We start from the raw sequence: 13,547 nt of genomic DNA, 5'->3' as shown, positions 1-13,547 counted from the left end.
GGGAGATGTCGTGAAAAACTGGATGACGCTTGCAGCCTTTCTGGTTGTTTTTCTGGTGGTAGTCGGCCTTGTCGTCGGCTATTTTCAGGCCCGGGCGCCGCTTGCTGATGACAAGGAGCGTGCAGAAACGCTGGCACTTGAAGAAAATAATGTTGCCGAAGTACAGAATACATTTATTTATAACGGCAAACAGCCGGTGAAAACAGTGCGCGTCGAAACTAATGACGGCAGCAGGGATTGGCTGTTTTTCCACGACGGGGAATTGCTCGAACGCCTGGCCGTTGCTGATACGTTGAGTATGCAGGAAGCTGAGGAGCGTATAGTGGAAATAGAGGGGATTGACGCTGTACGGAAGGTGACGCCCGGCTACGAAGACGACCGTCCGGTATACGAAGGCAAATACCGGACGGAAAACCAGCAGCATTATGTGTACATTGATATGGAAACGGGAGAATTTGTGAAAAGCTTCAGCCTGGACCGGGGCTAAGTACGCTAAACCACGCTTGAACTCCTTTTCGCTTTTCTTTACACTAACTATGGATAGATTGAGCACGGAAATTATTGAGGAGGAAAAAGTATGGAATTGTCCCAACGAGTGAAAGAAATTACCCCTTCATCAACTCTGGCGATTACAGCCAAAGCCAATGAATTAAAAGCTGCCGGCCAGGACGTTATCGGCCTTGGCGCCGGAGAGCCGGATTTTAATACCCCGCAGTACGTAATAGATGCAGCGGTGCGCTCCATGCAGGAAGGAAAAACGAAATACACCCCTTCCGGCGGTCTGCCGGAATTAAAGGATGCAGTGATTCAAAAATTCAAGCAGGATCAGGGACTTGAGTACTCCCGCGACGAAATCATCGTTGGAACCGGCGCCAAGCATATTCTGTTTACACTGTTTCAAACCATTCTTGATCCGGAAGACGAAGTGATTATTCCAACGCCTTACTGGGTCAGCTATCCGGAGCAGGTTAAGCTTGCCGGCGGGCGGCCGGTATTTGTCGACGGCAAGGAAGAAAACCAGTTCAAAATCCTTCCGGAGCAGCTGCGCGAGGCAGTAACGAGCAAAACGAAAGCCGTCATTATTAATTCACCGAGCAATCCGACTGGCACGTTGTACAGCCGGGAGGAACTCGAGGCCCTGGGAGAAGCAGCAAAAGCCGAAGATCTGCTGATCGTTTCCGATGAAATTTATGAAAAACTGATTTACGGAGACAAGCAGCATACATCCATCGCAGAGCTTTCCCCGGAATTAAAAGAGCAGACTATTGTCGTTAACGGCGTTTCTAAATCCCATTCGATGACCGGGTGGAGAATCGGCTACGCAGCCGGCAATCGTGCGATTGTCAAGGCAATGACGAGCCTTGCGAGCCATTCAACGTCTAACCCGACAACGAATGCCCAGTACGGAGCGATCGCCGCCTATACGCAAGACGACGGTGCTGTAGAAACGATGCGCCAGGCATTCAGCGAACGGCTGAACACGATTTACGACAAGCTCGTCTCTATCCCGGGAATTACCTGCGTGAAGCCGGAAGGCGCCTTTTATTTATTTCCAAATGTTGAAAAAGCAGCCAGCTCATATAAAGACGTGGACGAATGGGTGAAGGCACTGTTGGAAGAAGAAAACGTGGCGGTTGTTCCAGGCAGCGGATTTGGTTCTCCGCAAAACGTGAGGCTCTCCTACGCTACGTCCCTGGGACAGCTGGAAGAAGCAGTGGCAAGAATACGCCGTTTCGTAGAAAAATAATTTAATGAGTATAAACAGGACGAACCGGAGGGACTAACGTGAAAGTAACCATTGAACGTTTAAATCAATATATCGGCCAGGAGGTAAGGTTTGGCGCCTGGCTGGCCAATAAGCGCTCCAGCGGCAAAATCGCATTTTTACAGCTGCGGGACGGCACCGGCTTCGTGCAGGGTGTTATCGTAAAAAATGAAGTCGGGGAAGAGCTGTTCGCCCAGGCCAAAAATCTTCCTCAGGAAAGCTCGTTGTATGTGGACGGTGCGGTGAAAGAAGATGATCGTTCCCCAACCGGCGTGGAGCTTCAGGTGACCGGCTTCGAGGTTATCCAGGAAGCAGAACCTTACCCGATTACCCCGAAAGAGCATGGGACAGAATTTTTGATGGATCACCGTCACCTTTGGATGCGCTCGAGCAAGCAGCACGCGCTTTTGCGTATACGTGATGAAATTATTCAGGCAACCTACGCTTTTTTCCGGGAAAATCAGTTTATTAAAGTCGATCCCCCAATTTTGACAGGAAGCTCGGCGGAGGGGACAACATCACTTTTTCATACGAAGTACTTTGATGAAGACGCGTACCTGTCCCAGTCCGGCCAGCTGTATATGGAGGCTGCGGCTCTCGCTTTTCAGCGTGTGTTTTCATTTGGCCCGACATTCCGTGCGGAAAAATCAAAAACCCGAAGGCACTTGATTGAATTTTGGATGATTGAGCCCGAAATGGCTTTTTGTGATCATAATGAGAGCCTGGAAATTCAGGAGCAGTACGTCTCCCATGTCGTGCAGGCGGTGCTTGCCAACTGCCGACAGGAGCTGACTACGCTGGAGCGCGACACATCCAAGCTAGAAGCCATTCAGGCACCTTTTCCGCGCATCACGTACGATAAAGCGATTGAAATGCTGCAGGAGGCAGGTTATGAAGTAAGCTGGGGCGAGGATTTTGGTGCGCCTCATGAGACGTATATAGCAGAGCAGTTTCAAAAGCCGGTATTTATTACTAATTACCCGCTCGGCATCAAGGCCTTTTACATGAAGCCGGACCCGGATTATCCAGAAACCGCGCTCTGTGCCGACCTGATTGCTCCGGAAGGCTACGGGGAAATTATTGGCGGCAGCCAGCGTATTGACGACCTGGAGCTTATGAAACGGCGGTATGAAGAACACAACCTGTCGGAGGAAGCCTATGGCTGGTATCTGGATTTAAGAAAATACGGCACCGTGCCGCACTCCGGATTCGGTCTCGGACTTGAACGTACAGTCGGCTGGATTGCAGGCACTGAACATGTCCGGGAAACCATACCGTTTCCGCGTTTGTTGAACAGGCTGTACCCATAAGAGAAGAAGCCCCCGTCCCGGGGGTTTTCCTTTATGCACTTTGCCGACGGCCGGCCGGGTGAAGAGGAGGACAAACAGATGAACAAGGATAAAGAAATAGAAGCACTGATGCATGGTCATCTTTCCATTCCAGTAATTATTCTGGACAAATATCATCAGGTGGGGCTGAATGAAAAAGAAGCAATGATGCTCCTGCATATCTACCGTTTTGGCCAAAACAACGTGCCGCTACCAACACCGAAGGAACTGGCAGAGAAAATGAGCATGGATGAAAATGAATGCGCCGGCTGCCTGCGCTCAATGATTAAGCGGAACCTGCTGCAGATTGACGAATACGAACGCGAGGCAGTGCGCCAGGAATCATATTCGCTCTACCCTTTTTTCCGCCAGGCTCTTACGGCTGAAGTTCCGTCCAGTGAAGGGGAGCAGATCGAAGAGCAGCATCTGTTTCAAAACATTGAGCAGGAATTTTCCCGGCCGCTCTCCCCAATGGAATGGGAAACGATTAATGTCTGGCTCGATCAGGATCATTATTCGCCGGATATGATTCAGATTGCGCTGAAAGAAGCGGTCATGAATCAGAAATTCAGCCTTCGCTACATGGACAGGATGCTGCACGAGTGGAAACGCAAAGGCATTCAAACCAAAGAAGACGCTAAAGCGCAGACCGAACAGTTTAAACAAAAAGGCGGAAGGCGTACGCAGGCGGCCCAGTCGGAAAAACTGCCCGAATACCCTAATATTAACTGGCTGGATAAAGAGTAGAGGAGAAAAAAATGGCATTGACGAATAAAGATTTACAAGTTGTGGTTGAACGGATCGAGCACATGTTTCCGGAGGCGGAATGTGAACTGAATCACCGCAACCCGTTTGAACTGCTGGTAGCGGTCGTGCTCTCCGCCCAGGCGACTGATGCGCTGGTAAACAGAGTCACTCCCGGCCTGTTTGAACAGTACAGCTCTCCGGAAGATTTTGCCCATGCTCCACTTGAGGATATTGAACAGGCGATTCGTTCCATTGGACTTTATCGTAACAAAGCAAAAAATTTAAAAAAGCTTTCAGCCTCTCTTCTCGAGTTACATGACGGGCGTGTCCCGGAAACGCAGGAAGAGCTGGTTGGACTTGCCGGCGTCGGAAGAAAAACGGCGAACGTGGTAGCATCGGTAGCCTTCGGGGTGCCGGCCATTGCAGTGGATACACACGTGGAGCGGGTGGCCAAACGTTTAGGCATATGCAGATGGAAAGACAATGTTACCCAGGTAGAGCAGACATTAATGAAGCGGCTGCCAAAGGAAAAGTGGTCACAGATGCACCACCAGCTTATTTTTTTCGGCCGCTATCACTGCAAGTCCCAGGCCCCACAGTGTCCGTCCTGTCCAGTGCTTGAGTACTGCAGGGAAGGACAAAAACGGATGCGGAAAGAAGGTGCAGCATGGTGAACATACAAATTCCAGCGTCATTTCAGCACGAAATTTTTTATACCGTAACGCAAATCGAAGCAGACGAAACGGAAGGGCAGCAGATATTAGCACTTCGTTACCCGTTCTGGTATGAGATTGCTTATGAAAATGGACTGGCCGGTACTCCGCCGTGGCAGGAAAACATTAACCAGCATATCAAAACATTTATACAGTGGTGGGAAGAGCATCTGCCTTTCTTGGATGAATGCTGGGACGAAAGAGACAAGGAAAAGGCGGCTCCCTACATGAGACGCGGGCTCGCCCACTGGCTGTGCATGCTGTTTTGGATGAACGAGCGGCCGGTGCCTTCTGCAGAGCCGGAAGAATTGATCGCAGAAAGCAGAAAGCTCGCCCATAAGCCGATCAACGTAGAGGAAAGGCTCAGCTTTCTGCTTGAGTATCCGAATTATTTTCATTCCTATCTGCAGCTGAAGGAGCTGTATACAGAAGTGAAGAAAAAAGAAGCGCTGGCAAAACGATCCCGAAATCACGAATGATAAAGGAGTAAAATATGGCATATACGAGCGGTTGGGAACAACAATGGCTGCAGACAGACGTACAATTGGATCCGGCAGAAACCGCCATGCTTAAAGAGGTGCAGGAAAAGATTGAGCGCCCTTATTTTGAAGCTGCGTTTTGCGGGCATTTTTCAGCTGGGAAGTCGACTGTATTAAACGGCCTGCTTCAAAACGAACTGCTGCCCGCAAGTCCGATTCCAACAAGCGCCAATATTATATCGATTGAAAACGGGGAGCTTGGTCTTGAAGTTGAGACGCGCGAAGGTCAAATCCAAGCCTGGGAAGACGATATTCCGTGGGGGCAGGTGCAAAAGTGGGGACGGGATGGAGCGGATATCCGTTCTATCCGTATGCGGGCCCCCCTGCCGTTTTTAGGGCCTCACAGCCGGATGGTGGACACCCCGGGAGTGGATTCGACGGATCCACTGCACCAGGCAGTGACAATGGAGAGACTGCTGGCCACCGACGCTGTTATTTATGTTACAGACTATAACCATGCTCAGTCGGAAACAAACATCCGGTTTTTGCAGCAGCTGACGGCAGAGGGCAAACCGATTATTTTTGTTGTCAACCAGATGGACAAGCACTGGGAAGAAGAAATAACGCTGCGGGCGTACCGCAACCAGATTGCCGCAACGCTTGAACGTAATCAGGTGCACGTGCTTGCGACGTATTATATTTCTATGCGCGAGGAGCAGTACCCGGATAACGAGCTGGAGACGTTTGCCGCCCACGTGCGAAGCCTCCTGTATCACGGAAGCGAACTGCTCGAACGAAGTGAGGAACGGATGCGCCAGACCGTGCTGTCACGAATCCGCGACAGGCTGCGGGAGGAACAGCAGACAGCCCTTGAAGATTGGCAGGAACGGACAGAGCACGCCGGAATTCCTGCACAGCTTATTGACGATAGCGCTCAGCCTGACAGTGAAGAAAGATGGAACGAGTGGTTCAGGGAATGGAAACGAACACTGGACCAGGCACATTTGTTTCCAGCATCCACTGTAGATAAAGCAAGAGACTGGCTTGAAAGCTGGCAGCCCGGATTCAAAGCAGGGTCCTTGTTTAATAAAAAACGGAAAACGGAACAAGCCAGAGAGGAGCGGGCAGAAGCACTGCTGGCAGATATAAATGAGAACATTAAAGCGTCACTGACGTTTCACGTGCGTGAACTGCTGCAGCCTGAGAAGCAGGACGCTTCTTCCTATAGCGCTACTTTTACAGATCGTGTGCAGGATATTGATGTTCAACTCGGACGTAAAGACCTGGAAGTGTTTATCCCGGATGGGGAAACGGGAAGGCAGTATGTATTTCAAGTGACCGATCAGCTCGCCGCTTTAATTACCCGGCGCTTTAAAGATCAGGCGGAGGCACTGCTCGAAGAAAAAGAACGGGTGCTTACCTCAACTGCAGGCCCGGTATTGTCGGAAGAGGAGCAAACGAAACTAAATGAACTGCAAAACGGCTGGCAAGAGGAAAAAGAACGGCTGAATCAGGAAATCACCCGGCTCGAACGCCAGATGGAAAGCGTAGCCTCCCGGCGGGAATGGGAGCAGGAAATCCGGCAGATGATGAGCGAAGAGGCGCCTTTCGATGTTCCGGAAATTATTATATCGCAGGAGGAAGAAACGACAGAAGAACAGGAAAGTATTTCTCCAGTACAAAAGGAACTTCCTTCGTACAAAGAAGAAATTCAGATGGTGGAAGCATTCGCAGCCGATTCTTCTGATTCTCCGTTAATTGAAGAAGAAAAGAAGCATTTGCAGCGTCTATGTGAGAATCTGCAGCACCAGGAGCTTCATGTTTCAGTGTTTGGCGCTTTCAGTGCGGGTAAATCGAGCTTTATCAACGCGCTTCTTGGCGCTCCGGCGCTCCCCGTATCACCGCATCCGACAACGGCTGCTGTAAATATTGTCCGTGCGCCGGAGAATGATTACACGCATGGCACGGTTATTCTGCAGTTGAAAGATGAAGATTTTCTGGACGAGGAAATCCAGGCTGTATCAAAAGAGCTTGGGGAACAGTATTCGCTTGCCTCCATTCAAAAATGGAAAAAGCCAAACCGGACCCGCGACGCCCGGATGGAAACATACAGTCAGTATATGTACACCCTGCAGGAAAGCATCAAAAAACATCATTCCTCGCTCGGCGAAATTCGTACCATCGATATGGAGGACTGGAGCTCCTGGGTGGCGGATGAACAAAAAGCATGTCTCGTCAAACAGGTAACTCTTTATTATGAGAGCTACTGGACGAACCGGGGACTTGTATTAACCGACACGCCAGGGGTTAATTCCATCCACGGGCGCCATACCAATGTCGCGTTTGATCATTTACGTCAGTCGGATGCTATTTTTTACGTTACGTACTTCAATCATGCATTCTCAGATGCCGATGAACGATTTATCCAGCAGCTTTCGCGGGCAAATGAGGAATTTGAACAAAATAAACTGTACTTCCTGATCAATGCCGCCGACTTGGCAAGAGATGACAATGAGCGCCGGCAGGTCGTCAATCATGTGCGCGGACAGCTGCGCCAGAACGGGTTTGAGGCCCCGTTTCTGCTGCCTGTTTCAAGCCAGCGCGGCCTGGAGGCAAAACAGCAGGGCGAAGAAGACGAGATGTTTTCAGCCTTTGAAAATTATTTGTCCGGACAGATCTGGCAGGAGCTGCTTGTGGTGCAGCAGCAGTATGTCGTCGAGCAGGCGCTCAATTTAAAAGAACAGCTCGAGCGGGCGTTGCAGGTACAAAAGCACGATGCAAAAAGTGTCGCTGCAGAAGCAGAACGGCTAAAGCAAAAGCTTCAGCAGTACAAAGAAGTCCCGGAGCGCTTTCATATGGAGCGTTTGCGAAAAGAGCTCGCCTCAGACACCGAAGAGCGGCTGATTCATGTGCGTAAGCGTCTCTATCTATTTTATCAGGACTACTTCAACAAAGCCGTGAACCCAGTTACTATCGACGGGGCTACCCGGAAAGAACAGCGAAGGCAGCTGGCCGGACGGCTGACTGAAATTAAAGAGGAACTGCTGGTGCAGGCCGGCCAGGAAAGAGAAACAGCGTTTATCCGTCTTGAAGAATTAATGAAGCGGCAGTTGAAGCAGGAAATAGAAGAACAGTACAGAAACGTCCGGGAAGATTTCCCAATGTTTCAGGTTCCCGATGCCAGCCGCTCTTTTATTCCGAAAGCAGAAAAAACGCTCGGTATCGAGGTGGAGCCTAAAGCATTTGAAACGTATTTTCGCTCAGCAAAGGATTTCTTTGTGCATCAGGAAATAAAAAACCTGAAAGAGGTCTACGGGGAAGAAGTTCAAAATGAAGCAGCAAAAGTAACGAAAGAAATAGTCCAGGAGCTTGAAGAAAACATTGAAGCCGGCATCGGGGCGGTCTCTGAATATATTTATGCTGAACACAGCCAGGCTCTCAATAGGGAATTCGAGCGACTGTCCACATGGTATGACCAGAGCTATTACACCGTGCTGCAGGCAGAATGGGAAAAACTTGCGCCGTTGGTTAAAAGAGAAAATGAGGTTCATATATAAAAGAAACCGCACAGCCCACAAGGCGTGCGGTTCTTGTTTATTATTCGTTTGTCTGGGCTTCTTCTTCCGGTTCAGACGCACTATCCTCTGGCTCCGCAGGTTCGGAGGTCTCTGACTCCGGTGGGGAATCTCCGGTGTCCTCGCCCCCGTTATTGCCGCCGGTACCGCTTTCCCCGCCGGCATCTGATTCAGATTCGGCCGGGGCTTCGCTGTCTGTGTCTGTTTCTTCTTCGCGGCCTTCTTCTGTGGTGCCGGAATCTTCCTCTGCCGGCGTCCCCTCTTCAGTTCCACCGCTTTCTTCCGGGCTCTGTTCTGGGTTTTCTTCTGGTGTGTCTTCTGGTGTGTCTTCTGGGTTCTCATCAGCTTCTTCAGCTGGCTCCTCTGCCGGTTCGGGATCACTCTGACTGTCTTCAGTTTCGTCAGAGCTGTTGTCTTCAGCTGGCTCTTCATTCTCTGGTGCTCTCCCGTTTTCCGATTCATTCTCAGGGGATGGTTCAGTAACCTGGAAGTCCACTTCACCTTCTACAAACAGCTCCGTAATTGTCTCAGCGTCCGGGGTGCTGGATGTAGCCCGTTCCCCCGTTTGTTCATTCAACTGTACTGTCACAACAGAATCGGGCTGTTCAAAGTCAGGAGTGTCGATGCCGCTGCTCACCTGCTGCATGATCTCGCGGAAAACATCTTTGGCAGCTTCAGTCTGCCCGTCTACAAGATAATTATTTTCCGATCGGCTTTCAAAGCCCGCCCAGACAGAAGCTGTATAATTTGTAGTGTAACCATTAAACCATACGTCTGGTACACCGCCCTCAGGGATATTCAGGCTGTTCATTTCGTCCTCTGTAAAGTTGGTTGTGCCAGTTTTGCCGGCGAGCGGGAGACCGTCGATCTGAGCGCCGGTGCCGGTGCCTTCAGATATAACGTCTTTTAGCATGTCTGTAATCATATAGGCAGTGTAGTCCTCCATCGCCTGCTCCTGCTCTGGTTCAAAGTCAATCGTCCGTCCATCCGGAAACTCAATCCGCCGGATAGAGTGAGGATCGTTATAAACCCCTTCATTTCCGAAAGCGGCGTAGGCCCCGGCCATCTGCTCAGAGGAAACCCCCTGCTCAAGCCCGCCGAGAGCTGAACCATAGTAGACGTCCTCAAGGCCAAGGCCAAGACCGTTGGCAAACGACCTGGCATTATCAAGGCCGACTTCCTCAAGCGTTTTTACTGCAGGGACGTTCAGGGAATCCGTCAGCGCTTCACGCATGCTGACACTGCCCCGGTAGTCCCGGGTATAGTTGCGTACGTCGGTGTCTGTGTCCGGGTACTGGTATTCTTCATCCTCGATCTGATGGTACGTAGACCACTGCATATTTTCGATAGCCGGACCGTAATCCAGGACAGGCTTGATAGTGGAACCTGGCTGGTTCGGGTCGGTAGCGAAATTATAGCTCATTGCCGTATCAGGGCTCTGACGGTTGCCGACAATGGCTTTCACTGCGCCAGTCTGGGTGTCAAGCAGCGTGAAGCCGATTTGAAATTCTTCATTATCCGGAAAGCTTGCAAGCGCCTCGGGGCTTTGGATCAGTTCTTCGGCCTGTTCCTGTGCTTCAGTATCAAGCGTCGTGTAGACCTTCAGGCCAGCTGTGTATATATCAGATGCCTCAATGCCGTCAAAGTCTTCAAGCTCGTTTTGGACGTAAGACATAAAGGAGTCATAGGCGGCGCCGTTTTCCGGCGGCTGGTAGTTAAGCTGTTCATCTACCGGGGTACTAGAAGCTTCTTCCGCTTCCTCGTCGGTAATGTAGCCTTGTTCATTCATCATAGAAATAATCTGGTTTCTTCGTTCCTCGGCATTTTCCGGATTTTGCACCGGGTCATAATACGTAGGCCGGCGCGGAATAGCGGCTAGAAGAGCAGCATCTGCGATCGTGAGCTCGCCTGGATCCTCTTTTCCAAAATAGGTCTGCCCGGCCTGGGTGATGCCGTAGGCTCCCTGGTTGAAATAGATTAGATTGACGTACATTTCGAGAATTTCATCCTTGCTGTACTGCTGCTCAAGTTTGATGGCTAAATACTGCTCCTGGACTTTACGCGATATATTTTTATCAGGGGAAAGAAACGCATTTTTCACAACCTGCTGGGTGATAGTGCTAGCCCCCTGGGAGCCGAAACCGTCAGTAAAATTTGCCCATAATGCTCCAAAAATCCGCTGAACGTCGATGCCGAAGTGGCTGTAAAACCTCTCGTCTTCTACCGCGATAAATGCTTCCTTCGCATAGTCGGGCATTTCTTCAATGTCGGCGAGTTCCCGGTTGCTGCTGTTCTGCAGCTGGGCAATCTCTTCATCGTTTTGGTCGTATACCGTAGCAGCCTCCGATAAAACGATCGCTTCCGCGTCTAGTTCCGGGGCCTGATTGATCATATAAGCGACAATAATGACACCGGCAGTCATGAAGACAAGCATGAGCGAAAGCGCCCATATAATGAATGTCTGCCAAAGCGGCCGTTTGCGCTTTTTCTTTTGTTTATTTTTAGGGTTCTTCTGGTCGGCCGTTCGTTTTTCCCGGCGGGACCGGTAATTGTCACTCATTGACGTTCGTCCTTTCGTTGTGCATAGCATCTAGTTCTGTGTACCCAGGCATTAGACGTTCAAATTTTTATTTTGTTACACGTATGTTCAGTGAAAATAAACGTCCTTCACGGTCTTTAAATAGTCGAGTCTTGGATGAAGGCCGAGCGGGATCGGATGCCCGTGTTCCTGAAGTTCCTTATAAGGAATGGATTTTCGTTTCGACTGGCCGTAATACCAGTGAAGAAACCGGGAAGCGTCGTACAGGTACGTCTCCCCATGTACAGTGAAACGGAGAAGCACAAATGCGATACCGTCCTGCTTTTGGACTTTATGCATGTGCTCCGCCTGATGATCATGAAAATTCTGCAGCGGAAAGGCTGTCTTATTGCGCGTTTCTTTCGCTTCAAAATCAATATAACGCCCGGCAAAAACACCATTATAATCTGTGGTGGAAGCCTGTTTGAAATATGCTTCGGTGATGCGTGCAGCGCTTCGCTTCGGATAATGCACATCGACAATCTGTACGGGCGTTGGCTTTTTATGTATGATTCCGATGTCACGTGCAATGTAGTAATCGTTGGATTCATTAATGTCTTCTTCAAGTGTCATGCCGCGGTTGGCAAAGCTTTTTTCCGCCGGCGGGCTCTGCCGGGAGGGAGTGTTTTTGTTCGGGCGGTATACTTTTCCATTGGGGTAGCGGTAAGCCATAGGAATCTTCCTTTTCTAAAAATTACTGCCTTCTGCTATTTTACCATAATTTCTGCCGGGAATTATGTTTCCTGTGCTTACAATGATAGACAAAGCCTTGGTTGTTCGTGTTAGGATAGAAAAGAATGAGAAAGGAAGGGGATAGCATGAGCGATACACCGATTAATATTGGATTTGGCAATATGGTGATGGCAGAACGGGTAATTTCAATTGTGAGCTCTGATTCTGCCCCGACAAAACGTTTGATTCAGGAAGCACGTGAAAGAAAAATGCTTATCGATGTAACCAACGGACGGAAAACAAGGAGCATCATCCTGTCGGACAGCGACCATGTGCTGCTGTCGGCCATTCAGCCGGAAACAGTTGCTCAAAGGGTAAGCAATCAGCAGGAGCAGGAAGAGAGCACTTCATAAAATATTCGCTTTCCTGAAAAGGGAAGCGTTCTTTGTATCAAAAGGGGGTTTTTCGATGCCAGGGCTTTTCGAAAGCTGCGACCAGATGAAGCGCCGGATGGACGAAGCGGAACAGGTTTTTTACGAGGTACAGGAACGGGACGACCGTCCGGATTTTTACGAGGAAGTGAAGCCGTTTGTCGACAAGGTAAAAGGGGAAGCAGATGTATGGAAAGAGGAGGCTTCTGCCTGGGTGCAGACGACAAGCTATCCGTACCTGCACGAATCCCAGATGGAGGATACGTACGATAACATTATGAATGCCTCTCTCCAGGCCTACCAGCGGACAACAAAAGAAAAACAGTTCAAGGAAACGCTGCAGGCTGTGGAGTTTATTCTAAATAGCATTCAAACGCAGTTAAAACAAGAATCCTAGAAAGGGGAGAGTAAGTTGAGCTTTTTAGTTTCTTCTGAATGGCTGGATGAACACCGCCGCGATGAACACGTCCGGGTGGTGGACTGCCGGTTTGAACTGAAAGATGCAGCCGCGGGGCATGAAGCGTATGTTAAAGATCATATTCCCGGTGCTGTCTTTATCGATGTAGATAAGCATCTATCTGCCCAGGCAGGTACCCACGGAGGGCGCCATCCATTACCGGATATGGACTTTTTCGCCCAGGTTTTGTCAGAGCGTGGAATAGACATGCAGACGACCGTGGTAGCTTATGACGACCAGGGAGGCATGGGGGCAGCTAGATTTTGGTGGCTGATGCAGTATGCGGGCCATACGAATACATATGTCCTCGACCGCTCTTATACTCACTGGGTGAAAGAAGGGTTCCCGACAACAGAGGAAATCCCAACGCCGCTTATGAAGCAGATGAAAATAGACCGTGAGCCGAACCAGCTGGTCCATCTCGAAGAAGTAAAGCAGCAGCTGCGAAACGAACATGTGGCCCTCGTGGATGCGAGAAGCTATGAGCGCTATGCTGGAGAAAACGAAGAAGTGGATGCAGTTTCTGGTCATATTCCCGGTGCCTATCATTATTTCTGGAAGGATGTACTTCGCGAAGACGGCACATGGAAATCCCAGGATGAGCTGCGTGACCACTTCCGGGGACTCGAGGGATTTGATGAAGTTATTTCTTACTGTGGCTCGGGTATTACAGCCTGCGTCAACGTACTCGGCATGAGAGAGGCTGGAATCGAACAGGTGCGTCTTTATAATGGAAGCTGGAGTGATTGGATTTCCTATCCGGACCTTCCAATTGAAAAAGAGCCAAATACTTTATAAGGTG

General features: G+C 49.9%; 12 protein-coding genes. 10 read left to right on the top strand and 2 right to left on the bottom strand.

The window, feature by feature from the left end; all coding sequences use genetic code 11:
* Nucleotides 1-10 precede the first annotated feature (10 nt).
* From CHL76_RS05700 to CHL76_RS05670, 7 genes are all read left to right on the top strand, one after another.
* Complete coding sequence (locus tag CHL76_RS05700; RefSeq protein WP_094908085.1) at nucleotides 11-487, top strand: PepSY domain-containing protein; 477 nt, start codon at nucleotides 11-13, stop codon at nucleotides 485-487.
* A 90-nt stretch (nucleotides 488-577) separates the two neighbouring features.
* Nucleotides 578-1,747, top strand: a complete 1,170-nt coding sequence (locus CHL76_RS05695; RefSeq protein WP_094908084.1) for a pyridoxal phosphate-dependent aminotransferase — start codon at nucleotides 578-580, stop codon at nucleotides 1,745-1,747.
* A 38-nt stretch (nucleotides 1,748-1,785) separates the two neighbouring features.
* Complete coding sequence (gene asnS, locus CHL76_RS05690) at nucleotides 1,786-3,075, top strand: asparagine--tRNA ligase (RefSeq protein ID WP_094908083.1); 1,290 nt, start codon at nucleotides 1,786-1,788, stop codon at nucleotides 3,073-3,075.
* 33 nt (nucleotides 3,076-3,108) lie between these two features.
* Complete coding sequence (locus tag CHL76_RS05685; RefSeq protein ID WP_079476562.1) at nucleotides 3,109-3,840, top strand: DnaD domain protein; 732 nt, start codon at nucleotides 3,109-3,111, stop codon at nucleotides 3,838-3,840.
* Between the two features lie 11 nt (nucleotides 3,841-3,851).
* Nucleotides 3,852-4,514: an endonuclease III gene (gene nth / locus CHL76_RS05680; protein ID WP_079476561.1), complete on the top strand. Its 663-nt coding sequence runs from the start codon at nucleotides 3,852-3,854 to the stop codon at nucleotides 4,512-4,514.
* A complete protein-coding gene (locus CHL76_RS05675) occupies nucleotides 4,508-5,032 on the top strand; it encodes a YpoC family protein (protein WP_079476560.1) in 525 nt (174 codons plus the stop codon). Before nth ends, CHL76_RS05675 begins: the two co-directional genes overlap by 7 nt.
* A 14-nt stretch (nucleotides 5,033-5,046) precedes the next feature.
* Nucleotides 5,047-8,589: a dynamin family protein gene (locus CHL76_RS05670; RefSeq protein ID WP_094908082.1), complete on the top strand. Its 3,543-nt coding sequence runs from the start codon at nucleotides 5,047-5,049 to the stop codon at nucleotides 8,587-8,589.
* Nucleotides 8,590-8,629: 40 nt separating this feature from the next.
* On the opposite strand, the gene CHL76_RS05665 is transcribed toward CHL76_RS05670, so the two are convergent.
* Entirely contained in the window at nucleotides 8,630-11,167 is a 2,538-nt protein-coding gene (locus CHL76_RS05665; RefSeq protein ID WP_094908081.1) for a PBP1A family penicillin-binding protein, read from the bottom strand.
* Nucleotides 11,168-11,254: 87 nt separating this feature from the next.
* Nucleotides 11,255-11,857: a Holliday junction resolvase RecU gene (gene recU / locus CHL76_RS05660; RefSeq protein ID WP_079476557.1), complete on the bottom strand. Its 603-nt coding sequence runs from the start codon at nucleotides 11,855-11,857 to the stop codon at nucleotides 11,255-11,257.
* Nucleotides 11,858-12,003: 146 nt separating this feature from the next.
* Between recU and CHL76_RS05655 the strand changes: the two genes are divergently transcribed.
* From CHL76_RS05655 to CHL76_RS05645, 3 genes are read left to right on the top strand one after another with little or no spacing between them, the layout of a single operon-like run.
* A complete protein-coding gene (locus tag CHL76_RS05655; RefSeq protein ID WP_079476556.1) occupies nucleotides 12,004-12,270 on the top strand; it encodes a DUF370 domain-containing protein in 267 nt (88 codons plus the stop codon).
* A gap of 55 nt (nucleotides 12,271-12,325) precedes the next feature.
* A complete protein-coding gene (locus tag CHL76_RS05650; protein WP_079476555.1) occupies nucleotides 12,326-12,685 on the top strand; it encodes a DUF1798 family protein in 360 nt (119 codons plus the stop codon).
* A gap of 15 nt (nucleotides 12,686-12,700) precedes the next feature.
* Complete coding sequence (locus CHL76_RS05645; RefSeq protein WP_094908080.1) at nucleotides 12,701-13,543, top strand: sulfurtransferase; 843 nt, start codon at nucleotides 12,701-12,703, stop codon at nucleotides 13,541-13,543.
* The last annotated feature ends 4 nt before the right edge of the window (nucleotides 13,544-13,547 follow it).

It is taken from the genome of Marinococcus halophilus (assembly GCF_002265875.1).
In the GTDB taxonomy this organism is placed as follows: Bacteria; Bacillota; Bacilli; order Bacillales; family Marinococcaceae; genus Marinococcus; species Marinococcus halophilus.
Note: the sequence above shows the minus strand (reverse complement) of the source record. Positions and strands in the feature narration are given on the sequence as shown.

Bases quoted from the DNA above. Each gene is read 5' to 3' on its own strand.
- CHL76_RS05665 (WP_094908081.1), bottom strand. From the start codon at position 11,167: ATGAGTGACAATTACCGGTCCCGCCGGGAAAAACGAACGGCCGACCAG.
- CHL76_RS05675 (WP_079476560.1), top strand. From the start codon at position 4,508: ATGGTGAACATACAAATTCCAGCGTCATTTCAGCACGAAATTTTTTAT.
- CHL76_RS05685 (WP_079476562.1), top strand. From the start codon at position 3,109: ATGCACTTTGCCGACGGCCGGCCGGGTGAAGAGGAGGACAAACAGATG.
- recU (WP_079476557.1), bottom strand. From the start codon at position 11,857: ATGGCTTACCGCTACCCCAATGGAAAAGTATACCGCCCGAACAAAAAC.
- CHL76_RS05650 (WP_079476555.1), top strand. From the start codon at position 12,326: ATGCCAGGGCTTTTCGAAAGCTGCGACCAGATGAAGCGCCGGATGGAC.
- CHL76_RS05695 (WP_094908084.1), top strand. From the start codon at position 578: ATGGAATTGTCCCAACGAGTGAAAGAAATTACCCCTTCATCAACTCTG.
- nth (WP_079476561.1), top strand. From the start codon at position 3,852: ATGGCATTGACGAATAAAGATTTACAAGTTGTGGTTGAACGGATCGAG.
- CHL76_RS05655 (WP_079476556.1), top strand. From the start codon at position 12,004: ATGAGCGATACACCGATTAATATTGGATTTGGCAATATGGTGATGGCA.
- CHL76_RS05670 (WP_094908082.1), top strand. From the start codon at position 5,047: ATGGCATATACGAGCGGTTGGGAACAACAATGGCTGCAGACAGACGTA.